This is a genomic window from Bacillus sp. LUNF1, assembly GCF_011008975.1.
In the GTDB taxonomy this organism is placed as follows: Bacteria; Bacillota; Bacilli; order Bacillales; family Bacillaceae; genus Bacillus; species Bacillus velezensis.
On sequence record NZ_CP048876.1, the window covers coordinates 729,032 to 749,884 of the forward strand.

Below are 20,853 nucleotides of genomic sequence, written 5' to 3' on the forward strand. Positions count from 1 at the left end.
AGACACGTTTTATTTATCATGTGTCTTTCTCATTTATGATTATAAAGGAGGAGACCGTTTGTTAAAAGGCTTGGAAGGAAAAAGAAAATTGCGTTTGGCGCGTGCATTTGAGATACTATGGAGTAGATTTTAAGAATTGAGGAGAACGACATGACCCAAACATGGCCATTTTTACAGCATACACAACCATTTATCGCCGAAAACTGGGAGGCCTCAGGTTTTCAGGAGCCGACCGTCATTCAGGAAAAAGCCGCTCAGGTGATCATGGAAGGGAAAGACGTCATTGCCGAATCCCCGACGGGAACGGGAAAAACATTGGCGTACACGCTTCCGGTTCTGGAGCGGATCAACCCGGAACAGAAACATCCGCAAGTGATCATTTTAGCGCCGTCCCGCGAGCTTGTGATGCAGATTTTTCAAGTGATTCAGGATTGGAAAAAAGGCTCCGATCTTCGCGCTTTGTCTTTGATCGGCGGGGCAAACGTGAAAAAGCAGGTGGAGAAGCTCAAAAATAAACCGCATATCATTGCCGGCACACCGGGCAGGGTGCTCGAATTGATTCAGGCGAAAAAGCTGAAAATGCATGAAGTCAAGACGATCGTTCTTGATGAAGCGGATCAGCTCGTGACAAAGGAACACCGCGAAACGATGAAAAAAATCATTAAAACGACGCTGAAAGACCGACAGCTTTTAAGCTTTTCCGCTACGCTGCAGCCGGAAACAGAACAGGTGCTGAATACCATCGCGCACGAACCGGCCGTTTTGAAAGTGGAGCGGAATACGGCGGAAAAAGCGCGCGTCACACATCAATATCTCGTCTGCGATCAGCGGGATAAAGTGAAGCTATTGCAAAAACTGTCACGGCTGAACGGCATGCAGGCGCTCGTGTTCGTCAGAGATATCGGAAATTTAAGCGTCTATGCGGAAAAACTTGCCTATCATCATGTGGACCTCGGCATCCTGCACGGAGAAGCGAAAAAAATGGAGCGGGCAAAGATATTATCAGCGTTTGAACGGGGAGAATTTCCGCTGCTTCTGGCGACTGACATTGCGGCGCGCGGACTCGATATCGACGATCTTCCGTACGTCATTCACGCGGACATCCCGAATGAAGACGGATATATCCACAGATCCGGCCGGACGGGGCGGGCCGGTAAAGAAGGAACCGTACTCAGCCTTGTCACGCCGATGGAAGAATCCAAACTGAAAAAAATGGCCAAATCACTCGGAATTGAGCTGAAAGAGGCCGTTTATTCAGGCGGAAAATTATCTGAGAAATAAGAAACGGAGGGCGGGAAGCCCTTCTTTTTTATTGTAAAATAACGGAAAAGGTTCAGGCGGGGAAGTGGGAAGATGGGTTTAATAGACAGATTTCAAATATTGAAGGTGCGTGAGCTGAAAATCCTTGAACACTGGTTTAAGAACGATAACATCAGACGGAGAATGGATGCGATGCTGCCATTAGATGCGTGGTATGCACGATTGAGTAAAGATGAAGACGATACTGTCATTATGGCATATGACGGGCAGCTTCCGACAGGCATGGTCTCTATAGAGTTTGTGGAGGAGCGGGCGTATATCGGATTGATCGTCAATCCTTTGTACCAGCTTCAAGGGTACGGAAAACAGATCTTGCAAAAACTGCTGACTGATCCTGGGTTTACCAGCGTGCGGGAATGGGCGGCAAGCATCGAAAAAGACAATCAAATCAGTTTAGCCTGCTTTCAAGCAGCGGGCTTCGCTTTGGAAGATACGGAGCCTGATGAAGACGGCTTTCTTACTTTGATTCTTCGCGGCTGATGCGAAAAAGCAGAAAAGGAGGGGACAAAGCCCTCCTTTTTTTTATCATCTTGTTAACTTAGATCACTGACTTTGATGATCTGTTTGCCTTTGTTTTCTCCTTTAAACAGGCCGAGGAACGCGTCAGGAATATTGTTGAATCCTTCCGTAATCGTTTCTTCATAGTGGAGCTTTTCGTCTTTGAGCCATTCGGCCAATTGTTTCGCGCCTTCGGAAAAGCGGTCAGCATAATCACTGACGATGAATCCCTGCATCAGCGCTTTTGTTTTGATCAGCTTCGGCTGGACGCGGGGGCCCATGTCTTCTTCTTCACGTTCGGTATTGTACGATGAGATCGCTCCGCATACCGGAATGCGGGCGAATTCATTCAGCAGGTTTATCACCGCATCTGAAATCGGTCCGCCGACATTGTCAAAATAGACATCGACGCCGTCAGGACATGCCTGTTCCAGCGCTTTTTGAATATCATCCGCCGTTTTGTAATTAATGGCTTCATCAAATTGAAGCTCCTCTTTCAAATACGCGATTTTTTCATCAGATCCGGCGATGCCGACAACCCGTGCGCCTTTGATTTTGGCAATCTGTCCGACTGTTGAGCCGACGGCGCCCGCCGCGCCTGAAACGACGACGGTTTCGCCTTTTTTCGGACGGCCGATATCGAGCAGCCCGAAGTAAGCGGTCAGTCCGGTCATCCCTAAAATGCCGAGATACGCCTGGGCGGGTGCGATATCCGTATCCAACTTGCGGAGGGCGGACTCATTCACTGCTGAGTATTCCTGCCATGCGAGATTCCCGATCACAATATCGCCTTTTTTCAGCTTATTGCCGTCTGTGAGAACCTCGGCAATCACTCCGCCTGTTATGGCTTCATCTAAAGCGAACGGCTCTACATATGATTTTGTATCCTGCATCCGTCCGCGCATGTACGGATCAACGGACACATAACTCGTTTTCACAAGCACTTCGCCGTCTTTCGGTTCGGGAACGGCAATCGTTTCAAAGCGGAAATCGTCATGGGCGGGAACGCCTTTGGGGCGTCTTGCCAATTGAATTTGCTGCTGATTATTCGGCATACTGAATCCTCCTTCAAGATAAGTGGTTGTTCCAAATGTAACACGAACCATTTCCCGATTACAAAATCAAACCGTCAGCGGCCATAAAAAAGAAGGGCCCAGGGCCCTTCTTTCCTTATATGCATATTTAATAGAATAACCGGTACACATCGGTGTTTTTCTCATGTTCCAAATATTCATAGGCATTCGTTTTTGAAGAATGAAGCATGTCAGCGGTAACAACGGGCTGAAGCGCGGTCAGATAAGAACCCAGCCTATTTTCAATTTCTTTCGGCAGAACGGATTCGATATCACCGATATTGATAATGATAGAGAAAACGAAATCGATATTAATATGAAAAGTATCTTCAGCAAAGGCCGTAAGCTCTTTTATTCCATCCGGGCAGCGGGTATGCCGGCGGAATACCTGCTTCACTAAATCACTGACAACCCAAGCGTTAAATCGCTGTTCCGGTGAAAAGTAATGAATAGGAACCACCTCCCTGCTTAATCGGCTCATGAAGATTTTTATTTTTCTGATAAATGTAGCTTCCTCTACTGTAACATGTCCCGCAAGAAAATATCCACCGACAACCTGCCCGTTTTTTCACGGAACTCTCTTTCTTTTGTTTGATCCTTGATTGAGCGGGTAAACATCAAATATACAAAAACAAAAGGGAGGACTTATCAATGAAACCGGTAGTAAGAGAATATACAAATGATCAAAAACTGATGCAGGACGTAAAAGAGCTTCAGCAGCTGGGTGTTGCAAAAGAGGACGTGTATGTGCTTTCACATGATGACGACAGAACGGACCGCCTGGCCGATAATACTGATGTCAATACCATCGGAGCGAAAGAAACGGGCATTAAACACGCGGTCGGCAATATGTTTAATAAAAAAGGCGACGAGCTCCGCAACAAAATTCACGAAATCGGCTTTTCAGAAGAGGAAGCGTCACAATTTGAAAAGCGCTTAGATGAAGGAAAAGTTCTTCTGTTTGTCACGGATAATGAAAAAGTGAAATCATGGGCGTAAGCTGAACAGATCCCAAGGGGTTTTCGGTCCCTTGGGATTTTTTTGCGGTTTCCGCAATAAAACCGAAAGGCACATTCTGTACATTTTCGGTGCTGTTTCTCAACTGATTTGATACAATTCGATTGTAATAAATTGGAACAAAGAATCAGGAGGAGCACAATTCATGAAAAAAATGTTATTTATGCTGGCGGTTTGTTTATGTATGATCCCTGCGGACGTCTATGCCGCTGATCTGGGGCGGCAGACGTTAGGAACAAATGACGGCTGGGGAGCCGCTTCCGGCGGGACAACCGGCGGCGCGAAAGCCTCTTCATCGAATGTATACACCGTATCAAACAGACAGCAGCTCGTTTCCGCATTAGGGGGAAGCGCCAACAGCACGCCGAAGATTATTTACATACAAGGCACAATCAATATGAATACGGACGACCGCAATAAAACACTCGGCTTTAATGATTATAAAGATCCGGCATATGATCTCAATGCTTATCTAAAGGCGTACGACCCGGACAAATGGGGGAAAAAAGCGCCGTCAGGCACCCAGGAAGACGCCAGACAGCGATCGCAAAAAAACCAGAAGGCACGGGTCGTGGTTGACATTCCTTCAAATACGACGATCATCGGCTCGGGTTCAAATGCCAAAGTGACAGGAGGAAGTTTTAATATAAAGAACGGCGTCGACAATGTCATCATCCGCAACATTGAATTTCAAGACGCTTACGACTATTTTCCGCAATGGGACCCGACGGACGGCAGCAGCGGCAACTGGAACTCGGAATATGACAATATCACCATTAACGGCGCGACGCACATCTGGATCGATCATTGCACCTTTAATGACGGATCGAATCCCGACAGCGGTTTTCCCTACTATTACGGGAGAAAATATCAGCACCATGACGGCCAGACGGATATAGCCAACGGGGCGAATTATATTACATTGTCCTATAATAAATATCATGACCATGACAAAGGCTCCGTCATCGGAAACAGCGACAGCAAGACGTCGGATGAGGGAAAACTGAAGGTGACCCTTCACCATAACTATTACCAGAACATCGTCCAGCGCGCGCCGCGGGTCCGGTACGGGCAGGTTCATATTTATAATAATTTTTACGCAGGCTCTAAAAGCGCCGCATACCCGTTCAGCTATGCGTGGGGCGCGGGCCACGCGTCGAAAATATATGCCCAGAATAATGTTTTTGAAGTGCCGGGACTGGCTGCTGATAAAGTCATCAGCGTCTTCAGCGGCGGAAAAGCGCTTCATGAAGACGGCACTCTTTTAAACGGCGCCGCCATTAACGCGTCAGCCGCCAACGGATTAAGTCAGTCCGTCGGCTGGACACCGTCATTGCACGGTTCCATCGGCTCATCATCAAATGTAAAATCAGATGTTATATCTAAAGCCGGGTCGGGCATATTAAAATAATAAACAAGAAGCACAAAGGAAAATATTCCTTTGTGTTTTTTAATTAACAAAAACGTTTATTAACTTAGTTAAGTAGTAAAATGGGATAGGGGATGGAAGACAACAAAATAGGAGGAGACCTGTAATGGCTTCAGAAAAAGACGCAAAAAAACAGCAGGCGGTAAAAATTATTCCTTTGCTTATTACCGTTGCTGTGGGATTAATCATTTGGTTTATTCCCGCGCCGTCCGGACTTGAACCTAAAGCATGGCATTTGTTCGCTATTTTTGTCGCAACAATTATCGGCTTTATCTCCAAGCCCTTGCCAATGGGCGCAATTGCAATTTTTGCATTGGCAGTCACCGCGTTAACGGGAACGCTATCTATTGAAAATACGTTAAGCGGATTTGGAAACAAGACAATCTGGCTGATTGTCATCGCCTTTTTTATTTCCCGGGGATTTATCAAAACCGGGCTCGGCGCCAGGATTTCTTACGTATTCGTACAACGGTTCGGGAAGAAAACACTCGGCCTTTCTTATTCACTGCTTTTCAGTGATTTAATTTTATCACCTGCCATTCCGAGCAACACGGCACGGGCGGGCGGCATTATTTTTCCTATTATCAGATCATTATCCGAAACTTTCGGATCAACGCCGGCAGACGGAACAGAGCGGAAAATCGGCGCTTTCTTATTAAAAACCGGTTTTCAAGGAAACTTGATTACGTCTGCGATGTTTTTGACGGCAATGGCGGCGAACCCGCTGATCGCCAAGCTGGCCCACGATGTCGCAGGGGTGGACATCACATGGACAAGCTGGGCAATCGCGGCCATTGTACCGGGATTGGCGAGCTTAATCATTACGCCGCTCGTCATTTATAAGCTGTATCCGCCGGAAATTAAAGAAACACCGGATGCGGCTAAAATCGCAACGGAAAAATTGAAAGAAATGGGTCCGTTTAAAAAATCCGAACTCTCCATGGTCATCGTCTTTTTATTGGTGCTTGCGCTGTGGATTTTCGGAGGAAGCTTAAATATTGACGCAACGACGACGGCCCTGATCGGATTATCCGTTTTGCTTTTGTCACAGGTATTAACATGGGAGGACATCAAAAAGGAACAAGGTGCATGGGATACGCTGACTTGGTTCGCGGCGCTTGTGATGCTGGCGAATTTCCTGAATGAGCTCGGTATGGTGTCTTGGTTCAGCAATATGATGAAATCTTCTGTTTCCGGTTTTTCATGGATTGTGGCATTTATGATTCTGATTGTCGTGTATTATTACACGCATTACTTCTTTGCGAGCGCAACCGCGCATATCAGCGCCATGTATGCGGCATTTCTCGCCGTCATCGTGGCGGCAGGCGCTCCGCCTCTGTTGGCGGCGCTCAGCTTGGCGTTTTTCAGCAACCTTTTCGGTTCAACGACGCATTACGGCTCAGGAGCGGCTCCGGTCTTTTTCGGAGCGGGCTATATATCGCAAAGCAAATGGTGGTCCATCGGCTTTATCCTGTCAATCGTCCATATTGTGACATGGCTTGTGATCGGCGGATTATGGTGGAAAGTATTAGGATTATGGTAGAAGAAAAAGGCAGACTCAGGTCTGCCTTTTTTTATTTCTGTAAGGAAGGGGAAGGGCCTACACATGATGACTCCAGTGCGAATAGAATATGGCCGGGGTGATAATATGAGCAGCGGCCGTAATCAATACATGATATTGAAACAGAAACCTTACAAATATATGAGCAGACATATGAAACGCCGGTATGAACAATTACCATGTGAACATGAAAGACCGGAAACAGGGACGGAAAAACGGTTTCCGTCTTCAGATGAAAATCGATCTGCCTTGTGCGTACCCGGGCTGCGAGGTCCCGAAGGCAAAAGAGGACCCGCCGGCTCTCGCGGTCCGCAAGGGGAGGCGGGTCCGCCCGGTCCCCCGGGGCCTGAGGGTCCGCCGGGAGCGGTTCCTGCGGTAGCTTTTCAAAATACAGCAGACCAGATGATGATTCCGTTAGAAGGAACACCGATAAACGTGTTAAGCGCAGTGATAGCCGCGCCGACAGATCAATTTGTGAAAACGGATGCCGTCATACAAGTAAACGTGGAATTAGATCCGCTCGCGTCTCATTTCTCATTGGTCTTAGCTGTCGATCTGCAAAGAAATGGCGTATCTATACAAACACAGAGACAAGAGCGGAACCTCTTTTCTTCAGGCGGACAAATCATAGGAATTCCTTTTACGTACATTGACGAAATGAAGGCGGATGAAACAGCCGCGTACCAGCTCTATTTATCCGTCCTTTCTTCGAATTACGTAACACAAGTCGCAGCGGCAAACCGCTCCCTCATTGCGACGGGATTCCCCATTCAAGGATCGGATTAAGGTGATGAAAAGAAATCACCTTTTTTATTTAGGTTGTCAAAACACAGCCCGTATTAATATGCTGTCTTAATAAGTAAGACGGTCAACAACGGGAAGGAGAGGGAAAAAGATTGAATGAATAATCCGATTATAAACGGAAGCTTTGAAACCGGTACATTAGCGGGGTGGAGTTCGGCAAATACCCAGATTAACAGTTTGTTTGCACATTCAGGGAGATATTCTGCGCAATTTATTGGAGCTCAGCCATATGCTTACCTCAGTCAAATCGTTCCCATTTCAGCCAAGTCAGTGACTCTATTCGTATCACTCGCAACGCTCGGAAATGAGCCAAGTCCCCAAGTAACTCTCCAGATCATCTATGTCAGCGCAGCAGGTGAACAAATCAGTTCCATTCAAGAAAATATTACACCCGGAAATTTGCCGAACGTGCTCTTCCACACATGGTCTGAAATCTATAAAACAAGCAGTGTGCCTTCTGGCGCGGCCTCTGCCGTCATTGTATTAAGTAAAGTTTCTACCGGCACGGTTTTAATAGACGATGTTTCATTGGCGCAAACCGGGGGTGAACCTGGCGTAACAGGAATTACAGGTCCCACAGGAGTAACCGGAGCAAGAGGAGCGACCGGAGCAACTGGTGTAACGGGATCAACTGGTTCAACTGGCGCCACAGGTCCAACGGGTGCAACTGGAGTGACTGGGGTAACCGGAATAACGGGAGCGACCGGAGCAACGGGATCGACAGGAGCAATCGGTTCAACTGGAGCAACAGGTCCAACGGGTGCAACCGGGCCAACAGGAGGAACTGGTTCAACCGGAGCCACAGGTACAACCGGCTCAACTGGTATAACAGGAGCGACAGGAGTCACAGGATCAACGGGTGCATCCGGTCCAACTGGCGCCACAGGACCAACTGGAATAACCGGCTCAATCGGGTCGACTGGATCAACGGGAGTAACCGGCCCAACCGGCTTGACCGGTCCAACCGGAGTAAGCGGGTCAACAGGAATAACAGGCGCAACAGGAGTAACAGGAGCAACTGGTGTAACGGGGACAACTGGAGTAACCGGGTCGACGGGAGTAACAGGCACAATCGGTTTAACCGGAGTAACGGGTCCAACTGGTGTAACCGGTCCAATCGGAATAACAGGAGTAACAGGCCCGACTGGTGTAACGGGATCAACCGGAGCAACTGGTTCAACTGGTTCAACAGGAGAAACCGGGCCAATGGGAGAGATCGGTCCAACTGGTGTAACGGGCCCCAGTGGAATTACAGGAACAACCGGAGCAACGGGAGTGACTGGAACAACAGGTGTAACCGGTCCAACCGGCCCAACAGGAGTAGCCGGATCGACAGGAGAAACGGGCTCAACGGGAGAAACGGGTCCAACTGGTGTAACCGGATCGACAGGAGAAACGGGATCAACTGGTGCGACCGGAGTAACTGGATCAACAGGAGAAATCGGAGCGACCGGCGCAACCGGAGTAACTGGCTCAACCGGCCCAACGGGAGAAAACGGTCCAACAGGAGAAACCGGAGAAACGGGTGCAACGGGATCGACAGGCACAACCGGTTTAACCGGAGAAACGGGTCCAACAGGAGCAACCGGTCCAACCGGCTCGACCGGTCCAACTGGAGTAACGGGTCCAACTGGTGTAACCGGAGCAACTGGAGTGACTGGGGCAACGGGGATAACGGGAGCCACAGGGGTTACTGGCCCGATCGGCCCAACCGGAGTAACCGGATCGACAGGAGAAACGGGATCAACTGGTGCGACCGGAGTAACTGGCTCAACCGGCCCAACGGGAGAAAACGGTCCAACAGGAGAAACCGGTCCAACCGGGGATACAGGAGCGACTGGTGTAACTGGTCCAACGGGTGCAACCGGCTCGACAGGAGAAACCGGCTCAACTGGTGCAACGGGATCAACAGGCCCAACTGGGGTAACAGGATCAACCGGTGCAACTGGAGTAACTGGGGCAACAGGATCAACAGGAGCAACGGGGTCAACTGGAGTGACTGGGGCAATCGGCCCAGCAGGACCAACAGGCGCAACCGGAGCAACGGGTGCAATCGGCCCAACAGGAGGATCTGGGTCAACCGGGTCAACAGGAGAAATCGGCCCAACCGGAGCAACCGGCTCAACGGGAGTAACAGGAGCTACTGGGATAACTGGTGCAACCGGAGTAACCGGTTCATCGGGAGTGACTGGTTCAACTGGAATAACAGGAGCAACTGGGGTAACAGGAGTAACAGGAGCGACAGGCCCAACAGGAGTAACAGGAGCAACGGGATCGACGGGTGTAACCGGCCCAATCGGCGCAATAGGAGAGACCGGCTCAACTGGTGCGACGGGATTAACTGGAGAAACCGGTGCAACAGGAGAAACAGGAGAAACAGGAGCGACCGGAGTAACAGGGGCAACAGGAGTTACTGGCCCGACTGGGGTCACGGGCTCAACTGGTGTAACTGGCGCAACCGGAGAAACTGGCTCGACCGGGGATACCGGAGTGACTGGAGCAACGGGGATAACAGGAGCAACAGGAATAACCGGAACTACGGGCTCAACCGGCCCAACAGGAGAAACTGGAGTGACTGGGTCAACGGGGATAACGGGAGCCACAGGGGTTACTGGCCCGATCGGTCCAACAGGAGCGACCGGAATAACAGGTTCAACCGGAGTGACTGGACCAACGGGGTTCACCGGAGAAACCGGCCCAACGGGAGAAACAGGAGCGACCGGTTCAACTGGAGAAACCGGGCCAACAGGAGTAGCCGGATCGACAGGAGAAACGGGGTCAACCGGGTCAACTGGGGAGACTGGTCCAACTGGTGTAACCGGATCCACTGGATCCACTGGATCAACAGGAGCAACAGGAGAAACAGGAGCAACAGGAGAAACAGGAGCAACAGGAGAAACTGGTGCAACGGGAGTAACGGGTCCAACCGGAGAAACCGGGTCGACAGGAATAACCGGAGCAACGGGATCGACAGGCTCAACCGGGGATACCGGAGTGACTGGAGCAACGGGGATAACAGGAGCAACAGGAATAACCGGAACCACGGGCTCAACCGGCCCAACAGGAGCAACCGGGTCAACAGGAACAACCGGCGCAACGGGCGCCACTGGAGCAACTGGAGCAACTGGAACAACTGGAACAACTGGAGAAACGGGGTCAACCGGTTCAACTGGGGAGACTGGTCCAACTGGTGTAACCGGCCCAACAGGAGGAACTGGGTCAACCGGGGCAACAGGGGTAACTGGAGAAATCGGTCCAACCGGAGTAACCGGTGCAACGGGAGAAACCGGTTCAACCGGAGCAACAGGATCAACAGGGCCAATAGGAGTAACCGGTCCAACTGGAATAACTGGAGCGACAGGAGAAACCGGTTCAACTGGCTCAACCGGAGTAACGGGCTTAACAGGATCAACAGGGTCGACCGGAGTGACTGGTGCAACAGGCACAACCGGTCCAACGGGATCGACAGGCACAACCGGTTTAACCGGAGAAACCGGCCCAGCAGGAGCAACAGGCCCAACCGGCGCAATAGGAGAGACCGGTGTAACAGGAATAACCGGCGCAACGGGGTCGACAGGAGAAACCGGTTCAACAGGAACAACGGGAGAAACTGGCTCAACCGGTGCAACAGGGTCGACTGGAGTGACTGGGGCAACAGGCTCGACAGGCCCAACCGGCGCAACAGGGCTAACAGGAGAAACCGGAACCACGGGCTCAACCGGCTCGACTGGTGTAACCGGGGCAATGGGAGTAACAGGCTCAACTGGTGTAACTGGTGCAACGGGAGTAACTGGGGCGACAGGAGAAACCGGGTCAACTGGGGAGACTGGTCCAACAGGAGAAATCGGTTCAACCGGCGCAACGGGCGCCACTGGCATAACCGGAGCAACTGGGGTAGCAGGTTCAACCGGAGAAACCGGTCCAACTGGTGTAACGGGAGTAACTGGACCAACAGGAGCAGCAGGGTCAACTGGTTCAACCGGAGAAACCGGGGATACAGGAGCGACGGGTGTAACAGGTCCAACTGGCCCAACGGGAGTAACTGGAGCGACTGGCTCAACGGGTCCAACAGGAGAAACCGGCCCAACGGGTGCAACCGGCTCGACCGGCTCAACCGGAGAAACCGGAACCACTGGATCAACCGGCTCAACAGGGCCAACAGGCTCAACCGGTCCAACTGGTATAACCGGAGTAACAGGGGCAACAGGAGTTACTGGCCCGACTGGGGTCACGGGCTCAACTGGTGTAACTGGTTCTACCGGAGAAACCGGTGCAACAGGAGTAACCGGAGCAACGGGAGAAACCGGTGTAACTGGAGAAATCGGCCCAACGGGAGAGACCGGTCCAACCGGAGCAACAGGTTCAATCGGAACAACCGGCCCAACAGGGGCAACGGGTCCAACCGGAGCAACAGGGCCAACAGGTGTAACAGGTTCGACCGGAGAAACCGGCCCAACTGGAGTAACAGGTTCAATCGGAACAACCGGCCCAACAGGGGCAACGGGTCCAACCGGAGCAACAGGGCCAACAGGTGTAACAGGTTCGACCGGAGAAACCGGCCCAACTGGAGTAACAGGTTCAACGGGAGAAACGGGTCCAACAGGAGTAACAGGGGTGACGGGAGAAACTGGCCCAACCGGAATCACGGGTCCAACAGGCCCAACCGGAGAAACTGGCTCGACCGGGGAAACCGGAGCTACTGGAGAAACCGGCCCAGCAGGAGTAACGGGACCAACCGGCTCGACTGGAGCAACAGGGCCGACTGGAGAAACCGGCTCAACTGGTGCGACGGGATTAACTGGAGAAACCGGTGCAACAGGAGTTACTGGCCCGACTGGGGTCACGGGCTCAACGGGAGCAACAGGCCCAACAGGTGTAACAGGATCAACCGGTGCAACTGGAGCAACTGGATCAACCGGCGTAACCGGAGTAACGGGGGTAACAGGCGCGACTGGCTCAACAGGGCCAACAGGAGTTACTGGCGCAACCGGAGAAACCGGCTCAACTGGTGTAACTGGTTCAATCGGATCGACTGGCGCAACGGGATCAACTGGAGTAACAGGAGCAACAGGTGCAACGGGAGAAACCGGTGCAACAGGCCCAACTGGTTCAACCGGAGAAACCGGGGCGACGGGTGCATCCGGGGCAACCGGAGCAACGGGATCGACAGGATCAACCGGTCCAACCGGAGAAACCGGGGCGACTGGACAAACCGGCCCAACAGGGGTAACGGGTGTAACTGGAGAAATCGGCCCAACGGGAGAGACCGGTCCAACTGGATCAACAGGCTCAACCGGAATAACAGGGGCAACGGGTCCAATAGGATCAACAGGAGTGACTGGAGCAACCGGTCCAACTGGAGTTACTGGGGCAACCGGTCCAACTGGAGTTACTGGGGCAACCGGAGAAACTGGCTCGACCGGGGATACCGGAGCTACTGGAGCAACCGGCCCAACCGGCGCAACGGGGGTAACTGGAGAAGCCGGTCCAACCGGAATGACTGGAGTAACAGGAACAACCGGCTCGACTGGTGTAACCGGTTCAACGGGAGAAACAGGCGCAACCGGTGTAACTGGAGAAACTGGCCCAACAGGAGTAACAGGGTTAACAGGAGAAATCGGAGCAACAGGAATAACAGGCCCAACAGGAATCACGGGTCCAACAGGAGAAACAGGAGCAACCGGAGAAACGGGTCCAACTGGTGTAACGGGATCAACAGGGGTAACAGGTTCAACCGGAGAAATCGGCGCAACCGGAGAAACGGGACCAACCGGAGTAACTGGGGCGACTGGAGAAACTGGCCCAACCGGAATCACGGGTCCAACAGGAGCAACAGGAGAAACCGGCGCAACCGGAGTAACAGGTTCAACCGGAGCAACTGGTCCAACTGGTGTAACGGGAATAACTGGTGTAACAGGACCAACTGGAGCAACGGGAGAACCAGGAGCCACAGGAGTAACGGGAGCAACAGGTTCAACCGGCGCAACCGGAGTAACGGGATCAACAGGTGCAACTGGAGTGACTGGGGCAACGGGGATAACCGGAGCGACTGGCGCAACAGGGGTAACAGGTTCAACCGGAGCAACTGGTCCAACTGGTGTAACGGGAATAACTGGTGTAACAGGACCAACTGGAGCAACGGGAGAACCAGGAGCCACAGGAGTAACGGGAGCAACAGGTTCAACCGGCGCAACCGGAGTAACGGGATCAACAGGTGCAACTGGAGTGACTGGGGCAACGGGGATAACCGGAGCGACTGGCGCAACAGGGGTAACAGGTTCAACCGGAGCAACTGGTCCAACTGGTGTAACGGGAATAACTGGTGTAACAGGACTAACTGGAGCAACGGGAGTAACAGGCCCAACCGGTCCAACGGGTGTGACTGGAGCAACTGGAGCAACTGGAGCAACTGGAGTAACTGGAGTAACTGGAGTAACGGGCGCCACAGGCAGTACACCAACCTTGCTCTTCACAAGAACTAACGGGCCGCTCACTGTTTATCCGCCGTTAAATACAGAGGTTCCCATTGCTACGCTGGCAATCCCGGTTAACGCTTTGCAGAATGTAAAGCTTGATTATGCACTCAGTGTCGCGCTAACAACTGCAGCGAATTCAAACTTTGTTTTTGAAGTGAGATTATATAGGGGAGCAGTGCAAATTCATACAAGAACTCTGTCGCGAACTAATACTACCGCAGCTACGGATAGTTTTTCGATTGCTGATACAACAGTGGATACAGCGCCGACCGCAGGAACAAATACGTACCAGTTGAGAGTTGTTTTCACAACTGCAAATAATATAACAGCAGCGTCAGCTCTCAATATCGATTTTAACAGCATTCGTTTCCCGACAACCTAATGACAATAGCAGACTGATATTTTAAAGGTGAAAGACCTGACTTATGCACAGTTAGGTCTTTTTTCTGTAAAATGCTGTGCATGATGCAGTCTTAACGAACATTTAAAAAATCGCCCAATAGAAGTGGGGTTTTGCCACACCTTTTTTCTTCGTGGAAATATTATGAAAATAGAGGTGGTGTAATGAGAAAAGGAGATACTTGGTATAACAGATACGACTCTTGGGATTGCGACTGCCGGAATTGCAATGATTGTTGCTGTCATTTTCAACATAAAAGAAGATATCAAAGGCGCAGTTATCAAAATCGGGCACATTGCTGTGAAGGATTCTGTTGCGAAAACTCTTGCTGCCATGAAAGATGGTGTCCATGCTGTCATCCAAATCATTTTCATGTAAGAGGATTCACCGGAGCAACGGGGTTTACCGGAGCAACGGGGCTGACTGGAGCAACAGGGCTGACTGGAGCAACGGGATTCACTGGAGCAACGGGGTTTACCGGAGCAACGGGATTCACCGGAGCTACGGGCTCGACTGGGAATACCGGAGCGACTGGGGTAACCGGCGTCACTGGAGATCCCGGCGCGACTGGAGCCACCGGCGCCACGGGAGTAACGGGAGCAACAGGCTCGACCGGAGCAACCGGCGCCACCGGGGTAACGGGAGTGACTGGAATAACGGGCACGACTGGAGCCACCGGAGATCCCGGCGCTACTGGAGTAACAGGTGCCACCGGAGTAACGGGAGCAACCGGAGTAACGGGAGCAACCGGAGTAACAGGCGCAACTGGGATAACGGGAGCAACCGGGCTCACCGGTGAAACTGGAGTAACCGGAGCGACCGGAGTAACAGGTGAAACTGGGGTAACGGGAACAACCGGAGTAACCGGCGCAACGGGAAGTACTGGTGCAACAGGAGTAACTGGAGCAACCGGGGTAACGGGAGCAACGGGAGTAACCGGAGTAACGGGAGCCACTGGAGTAACCGGGGCAACCGGAGTAACGGGGGCAACTGGGGTAACAGGAGCAACCGGAGCAACCGGTGTAACCGGAGATACTGGAGTAACCGGATCGACCGGAGTAACTGGAGTAACCGGGGATACTGGAGCGACCGGAATAACGGGAGCTACTGGAGTAACCGGAGCAACCGGCGCCACTGGGATAACGGGAGCCACCGGGCTCACCGGCGCCACTGGAGTAACCGGATCGACCGGAATAACGGGAGCAACTGGGATAACGGGAGCCACCGGGCTCACCGGCGCCACTGGAGTAACCGGAGCGACGGGAGAAATCGGCGCCACGGGAGTAACGGGAGCAACTGGGATAACGGGAGCCACCGGAGTAACAGGAGCAACCGGGGATACTGGAGCGACAGGAATAACAGGAGCAACCGGGGTAACGGGAGTAACAGGAACGACAGGAATAACGGGAGCCACCGGGGTAACCGGCGCAACCGGCGCCACCGGGATTACCGGCGCCACCGGGGACACTGGAGTAACAGGCGCAACCGGAGTAACAGGCGCAACCGGAGTTACAGGAGCAACAGGGATAACGGGAGTCACCGGGGATACCGGAGCGACAGGAATAACAGGCGCAACCGGAGTCACTGGAGTAACGGGATCAACAGGAGCAACCGGGGTAACGGGAGTAACAGGAGCGACCGGAATAACGGGAGCCACCGGTGCAACTGGGGGAACGGGAACAACCGGAGTAACAGGCGCAACAGGAAGTACTGGTGCAACAGGAGTAACGGGATCTACCGGGCTCACCGGAGCCACCGGAGCTACTGGAGTAACAGGCTTGACCGGAGCCACCGGAGATACTGGATCTACCGGAGTAACGGGAGCAACCGGAGCAACTGGGATAACGGGAGCAACCGGGGGAACAGGCGCTACCGGAGCAACTGGGATAACGGGATCTACCGGAGTAACGGGAGCCACCGGAGCAACTGGGATAACGGGAGCCACCGGAGTAACAGGCGCAACCGGAGCAACTGGGATAACGGGAGCCACCGGGGTAACAGGCGCTACCGGATTAACCGGAGTAACAGGTGCAACCGGGGTAACCGGAGTAACCGGAGTAACAGGCGCCACCGGAGTAACAGGCGCAACTGGGATCACCGGAGCCACTGGAATCACCGGAGCAGGCGCGATCATTCCTTATGCTTCAGGTCTTCCCACTGCCGTGACGACCATTGCCGGCGGATTAATCGGAACGGTGAGCCTTGTCGGGTTCGGCAATTCTGTGACGGGCGTCAATGTCGGAGGGGGAGGCGCAATTGATCTTACCGGGGCTGGAGGAACTCTGCTGAACTTTGCTTTTTCTGCTCCGAGAAGCGGAACCATTACATCAATTGCCGCCTATTTCAGTACAACCGCAGCACTGTCGCTTGTCGGCTCGACTGTTACGATAACCGCACAACTATACAGTTCTACTGTGCCGAACAATACGTTCACCCCGATCCCCGGAGCATCCGTCACTTTAGCTCCTCCCCTCACCGGCGTATTGTCAATCGGCAGCATCAGCAACGGAATCACGACAGGGCTGAACATTGCGGTAACTCCTCAAACCCGGCTGTTAATGGTATTCTCCGCCACTGCGACAGGCCTTTCGCTTATTAATACAGTGGCGGGATATGCAAGCGCGGGAGTTACAATTTCCTGATAGATTGCAGACTGACTTCGGTCAGTCTTTTTTATGTGTTATATCAATTGTGTAAAAGTAAATATATACCTATCATCACCTTTTTGGTAAGCCGCAAGAGAAAAAGATCACGAAAATTCTCAAAAATGAGAAATAAAGATTTGAAAAATGGTATGATTTTAGGAGGAAAGGACGGCTGGTGCTGTGTTGGAAGCGAAGCGGTTTTATGTCTCTCTGCAAATGAAAATCGCCGGATTAATTACGGCTTTATTAATACTTGTTATCGGAACGCTCACGGTTATATTTGCCTTTCAGCAATTAAAGGAAGGGCAGAAGCAGGCTGAACAGCTGGCGGTGCAAACCGCAAAAACCATTTCATATATGCCTCCCGTAAAAGAGGCGTTCCGGCTTGCGGATCAAGAGGCTTTTACAAAGTTAGACGTCATTGAACAAATGAAAGAACAGGCAGGCGCGCACGCCGTCTACATCACTGATCAAAAAGGGCATGTTGCATTTCATTCGGCCCGAAGCAGTATTCCGAAAGAAAATCAAAATCTGCAAAACAAAACCGTCATGTTCGGCGGGTCTCCGGTTTCCGACGGAATGAAGGCCGTCCGGGGAAGCGCCCCGGTTATTCTGGAGGAAAAAAATCATAACGAAGTCGTCGGAACGGTGACAGTCGAGTTTCTACAAGATGAGATAGAAAAAGATATGAAAGCGCATCTGCGGCATTTAGGCTATTTTGCATGTTTGGTGTTTCTTATCGGCATCGGGGGAGCGGCGGCGCTCGCAAAAAGCATCCGTAAAGATACACTCGGCCTTGAACCGCATGAAATTGCAGCGCTGTACAGAGAGCGCAATGCGATGCTCCTTGCGATGAAAGAAGGGATTATCGCCGTAAACAAAGCAGGCGCGGTAACCATGATGAATTTGTCTGCGGCTGATATGCTGAATCTGCCGGAACCGATGATCGGAAGGCATATAAAAGAAATCATGCCGGGCGCAAATTTCATGCCGGTGTTGGCAGGGGGAGAATTACCGCCGAACGTGGAGGTGCGTGCCGGAGATAAAGTATTTATCTTAAACGTGAAAGAAATGAAGCAGACCGGGCAAGTATACGGAGCGGTGATCAGCTTCCGCGAAAAAACGGAGCTCAAGAAACTGATTAACAAGCTGACTGAAATGAAAAAATACTCGGAGGATCTCCGGGCGCAAACGCATGAATTCTCGAATAAGCTTTACGCGATCCTCGGTCTGTTAGAGCTGGGAGAATATAATGAAGCCATTGAACTGATAAAAGAAGAGTACGCCATCCAGAATGAACAGCACGAAATCCTCTTTCAAAACATTCATTCACAGCGGGTTCAGGCCATACTATTAGGAAAAATGGGAAAGGCGTCTGAGAAGAAAGTAAAGCTTTCAATAGATGAAAACAGCTTTTTAGAATCGCTGCCGGAGCATGTGGGTTCATCCCAGCTCATTACGATCATCGGAAATCTTATTGATAACGCTTTCGAAGCCGTCGCCGAAAAAGAGAAAAAAGAGGTCGCCTTTTTTATGACCGATATCGGCAGGGATATCGTCATCGAAGTGGCGGATTCAGGAGACGGCGTGCCTCAGGAAAAAACAGAAACGATATTTGAAAAGGGCTACTCTTCAAAGGGGACGAGGAGAGGATACGGCTTAGCCAATCTGAAAGAAGCCGTCAGTGAATTGCAGGGATCGATAGAGATTTCGCAGCAAAAGAGCGGCGGTGCCGTATTTACGGTGTTTATACCGAAAGAAAGGCCAAAGGGGGAATCGGTGTGATTAACATCGCGATTGCAGAGGACGACTTTCGAATAGCGCAAATTCACGAAAAATTTATCGAACATCTTGATGGATTCAATGTCATCGGCAAAGCAATCAATGCCAAAGACACCATATCGCTGCTTGAGAAACGGCAGCCTGATCTGCTGCTTTTGGATATTTATATGCCGGATGAGCTGGGGACAGATCTGCTTCCCCTCATCCGCGGCCGTTTTCCTTCCGTTGATATCATCATTATTACGGCTTCTGCCGAAACAAGACTGCTGCAGGAAGCGCTCAGATCAGGCGTTTCCCACTATGTCATAAAGCCGGTGTCGGCACATAAATTTACAGAAGTGCTTTTGCAGTACCGGGAAAAAAGAGAATGGCTGCACTCACAGCCGGAGCTGAGCCAGTCCGTTATCGACATGTTTTTCGGAAGCGGTCAGAAAGAACAAAAACAGCTCAATGATCTGCCGACCGGGATTAATTCGATTACACTTCAAAAAATCAAAAACGCGCTCAGGGCAGCCCAAAAAGGGATGACGGCTGAAGAACTGGGCGAAAAAATGGGCGCCTCCAGAACAACGGCGCGGCGCTACGCCGAGTTTCTCGTTTCTCGGGAAGAAGCGCTCGCTGAATTAGAGTACGGCATTATCGGCAGGCCGGAACGGAAATATTATTTAGCACATGAATAAGGGATGGGAGAAATGAAGCGGTTGGGAGTGTTTCTTGTCATGCTGGCGGCGCTGGTTTCTTTTGACGGACGGCAGATGGCGGGCATCCGTTCAGCCGAAGGGCCGGTTGAAATTGTCGTCCCGGCGGCGCCTCAAGGGGGCTGGGACGTAACGGCAAAAGCGTTGCAATCGGTAATAGAGCGGAAGCAAATATTAGGCCGGCCCGTAAAGATCGTCTATAAACCCGGCGGAGGCGGAGACAGCGGCTGGAAATATGTAAACGAACGAAAAACGGATGTCATCAGTATGAATTCAAGCCTGCTGTTAAGCAATGAAATTTTGGGACAAAGCCGGCTGAAGGCAGCTGATTTTACGCCTTTGGCCATTATCGCAAAAGAGTGGCAGACCGTCGCTCTTCCGAAGGATTCAAAGATAAAAAGCGGAAAGCGGCTGCTCGGCGATATTAAAGCACATCCGGGCGGCATAAAAATCGGATTTGCGCCCGGCCTCGGAAATGATGACCAGCTCTCCTTTGCGAGAGCGGCGGAAATGGCCGGAATTTCTCCGTTTGATATCCGCTTTTTTCAATACGGGAGCAGCAATGAAGTCATTGAAGCTCTTATCAGCCACGAGATAGACGCCGCCTCAATGACCATTTCAGAAGCGAGAGACGCCTATCGGAAAGGGAAAATCACATTGGCGGCCGTTACGTCGGACAAAAGGCTCTCCGGCTTCAGCGATGTGCCGACATGGAAAGAGCAGGGGGTGCCGTTTGTCTTTGCGCACTGGAGAGGCATCATGGGGCCGAAAGACATGACCGAAGGCGAGATCGCCTATTGGGATCAGGCTTTGAAACAGATTACCTCATCCGCGGAGTGGAAGCAAATGTTGAAAAAACGGGATTGGGAGAGCTTTTACAAAAACAGCAGCGGCGCAAAACGCTTTTTAGAAGAGCAGACCGAGTTCTATAAAGAGATGATGAGCAGCGAAAAATAAGCCTTCCGCATATTTGCGGGGAGGCTTTTTATTTATAAATGAACAAAATGAACGAAAAGGTTATAAAAAATTAAAAATCTTTAAAATCCAAAATATTTACTTCAATATCCAATTCTCATAAGATAGCAAAAAGGCGGATAAAGGGGATCGGGCCTTTAAAATGTAAGCGTATTCATAATAAGGGGGACATACT

At 51.4% G+C, this 20,853-nt stretch carries 13 protein-coding genes; 11 read left to right on the forward strand and 2 right to left on the reverse strand.

Annotated features, from left to right (window positions below; genetic code table 11):
• Positions 1–150 precede the first annotated feature (150 nt).
• Both G4O42_RS03750 and G4O42_RS03755 read left to right on the forward strand, forming a co-directional pair.
• Positions 151–1,281 (forward strand): DEAD/DEAH box helicase, encoded by a 1,131-nt coding sequence (locus G4O42_RS03750; RefSeq protein WP_032872449.1) that lies wholly within the window; start codon positions 151–153, stop codon positions 1,279–1,281.
• Between the two features lie 72 nt (positions 1,282–1,353).
• Positions 1,354–1,800: a GNAT family N-acetyltransferase gene (locus tag G4O42_RS03755; protein ID WP_032872447.1), complete on the forward strand. Its 447-nt coding sequence runs from the start codon at positions 1,354–1,356 to the stop codon at positions 1,798–1,800.
• A 53-nt stretch (positions 1,801–1,853) separates the two neighbouring features.
• On the opposite strand, the gene G4O42_RS03760 is transcribed toward G4O42_RS03755, so the two are convergent.
• Both G4O42_RS03760 and G4O42_RS03765 read right to left on the reverse strand, forming a co-directional pair.
• On the reverse strand, positions 1,854–2,873 hold the full coding sequence (locus tag G4O42_RS03760) for an NADP-dependent oxidoreductase (RefSeq protein WP_032872444.1): 1,020 nt from the start codon (positions 2,871–2,873) through the stop codon (positions 1,854–1,856).
• 127 nt (positions 2,874–3,000) lie between these two features.
• Positions 3,001–3,351: a DUF3212 family protein gene (locus tag G4O42_RS03765; RefSeq protein WP_007610002.1), complete on the reverse strand. Its 351-nt coding sequence runs from the start codon at positions 3,349–3,351 to the stop codon at positions 3,001–3,003.
• Between the two features lie 191 nt (positions 3,352–3,542).
• Between G4O42_RS03765 and G4O42_RS03770 the strand changes: the two genes are divergently transcribed.
• From G4O42_RS03770 to G4O42_RS03810, 9 genes are all read left to right on the forward strand, one after another.
• Positions 3,543–3,890, forward strand: coding sequence for a YflT domain-containing protein (locus G4O42_RS03770; protein ID WP_003155650.1), 348 nt, complete (start codon positions 3,543–3,545; stop codon positions 3,888–3,890).
• 163 nt (positions 3,891–4,053) lie between these two features.
• Entirely contained in the window at positions 4,054–5,319 is a 1,266-nt protein-coding gene (locus G4O42_RS03775) for a pectate lyase (RefSeq protein WP_032872442.1), read from the forward strand.
• A 124-nt stretch (positions 5,320–5,443) separates the two neighbouring features.
• Positions 5,444–6,880: an anion permease gene (locus tag G4O42_RS03780; RefSeq protein WP_007408966.1), complete on the forward strand. Its 1,437-nt coding sequence runs from the start codon at positions 5,444–5,446 to the stop codon at positions 6,878–6,880.
• A gap of 105 nt (positions 6,881–6,985) precedes the next feature.
• Positions 6,986–7,684, forward strand: a complete 699-nt coding sequence (locus tag G4O42_RS03785; RefSeq protein ID WP_032872439.1) for a hypothetical protein — start codon at positions 6,986–6,988, stop codon at positions 7,682–7,684.
• A gap of 114 nt (positions 7,685–7,798) precedes the next feature.
• On the forward strand, positions 7,799–14,560 hold the full coding sequence (locus G4O42_RS20215) for an NTTRR-F1 domain (protein WP_065465010.1): 6,762 nt from the start codon (positions 7,799–7,801) through the stop codon (positions 14,558–14,560).
• 182 nt (positions 14,561–14,742) lie between these two features.
• Positions 14,743–17,220 (forward strand): exosporium glycoprotein BclB-related protein, encoded by a 2,478-nt coding sequence (locus G4O42_RS03795; protein WP_074534357.1) that lies wholly within the window; start codon positions 14,743–14,745, stop codon positions 17,218–17,220.
• Positions 17,221–17,403: 183 nt separating this feature from the next.
• Complete coding sequence (locus tag G4O42_RS03800) at positions 17,404–19,008, forward strand: sensor histidine kinase (protein ID WP_032872278.1); 1,605 nt, start codon at positions 17,404–17,406, stop codon at positions 19,006–19,008.
• Entirely contained in the window at positions 19,005–19,685 is a 681-nt protein-coding gene (locus tag G4O42_RS03805; RefSeq protein ID WP_007610021.1) for a response regulator, read from the forward strand. The genes G4O42_RS03800 and G4O42_RS03805 overlap by 4 nt, the downstream gene beginning before the upstream one ends.
• Positions 19,686–19,697: 12 nt before the next feature.
• Positions 19,698–20,660: a tripartite tricarboxylate transporter substrate binding protein gene (locus G4O42_RS03810; protein WP_032872280.1), complete on the forward strand. Its 963-nt coding sequence runs from the start codon at positions 19,698–19,700 to the stop codon at positions 20,658–20,660.
• Positions 20,661–20,853 lie beyond the last annotated feature (193 nt).

What these genes read in the sequence shown, in the direction of transcription:
- G4O42_RS03750 (WP_032872449.1), top strand. Translation starts at nt 151, where the DNA reads ATGACCCAAACATGGCCATTTTTACAGCATACACAACCATTTATCGCC.
- G4O42_RS03755 (WP_032872447.1), top strand. Translation starts at nt 1,354, where the DNA reads ATGGGTTTAATAGACAGATTTCAAATATTGAAGGTGCGTGAGCTGAAA.
- G4O42_RS03760 (WP_032872444.1), bottom strand. Translation starts at nt 2,873, where the DNA reads ATGCCGAATAATCAGCAGCAAATTCAATTGGCAAGACGCCCCAAAGGC.
- G4O42_RS03770 (WP_003155650.1), top strand. Translation starts at nt 3,543, where the DNA reads ATGAAACCGGTAGTAAGAGAATATACAAATGATCAAAAACTGATGCAG.
- G4O42_RS03775 (WP_032872442.1), top strand. Translation starts at nt 4,054, where the DNA reads ATGAAAAAAATGTTATTTATGCTGGCGGTTTGTTTATGTATGATCCCT.
- G4O42_RS03780 (WP_007408966.1), top strand. Translation starts at nt 5,444, where the DNA reads ATGGCTTCAGAAAAAGACGCAAAAAAACAGCAGGCGGTAAAAATTATT.
- G4O42_RS03785 (WP_032872439.1), top strand. Translation starts at nt 6,986, where the DNA reads ATGAGCAGCGGCCGTAATCAATACATGATATTGAAACAGAAACCTTAC.
- G4O42_RS20215 (WP_065465010.1), top strand. Translation starts at nt 7,799, where the DNA reads ATGAATAATCCGATTATAAACGGAAGCTTTGAAACCGGTACATTAGCG.
- G4O42_RS03795 (WP_074534357.1), top strand. Translation starts at nt 14,743, where the DNA reads ATGAGAAAAGGAGATACTTGGTATAACAGATACGACTCTTGGGATTGC.
- G4O42_RS03810 (WP_032872280.1), top strand. Translation starts at nt 19,698, where the DNA reads ATGAAGCGGTTGGGAGTGTTTCTTGTCATGCTGGCGGCGCTGGTTTCT.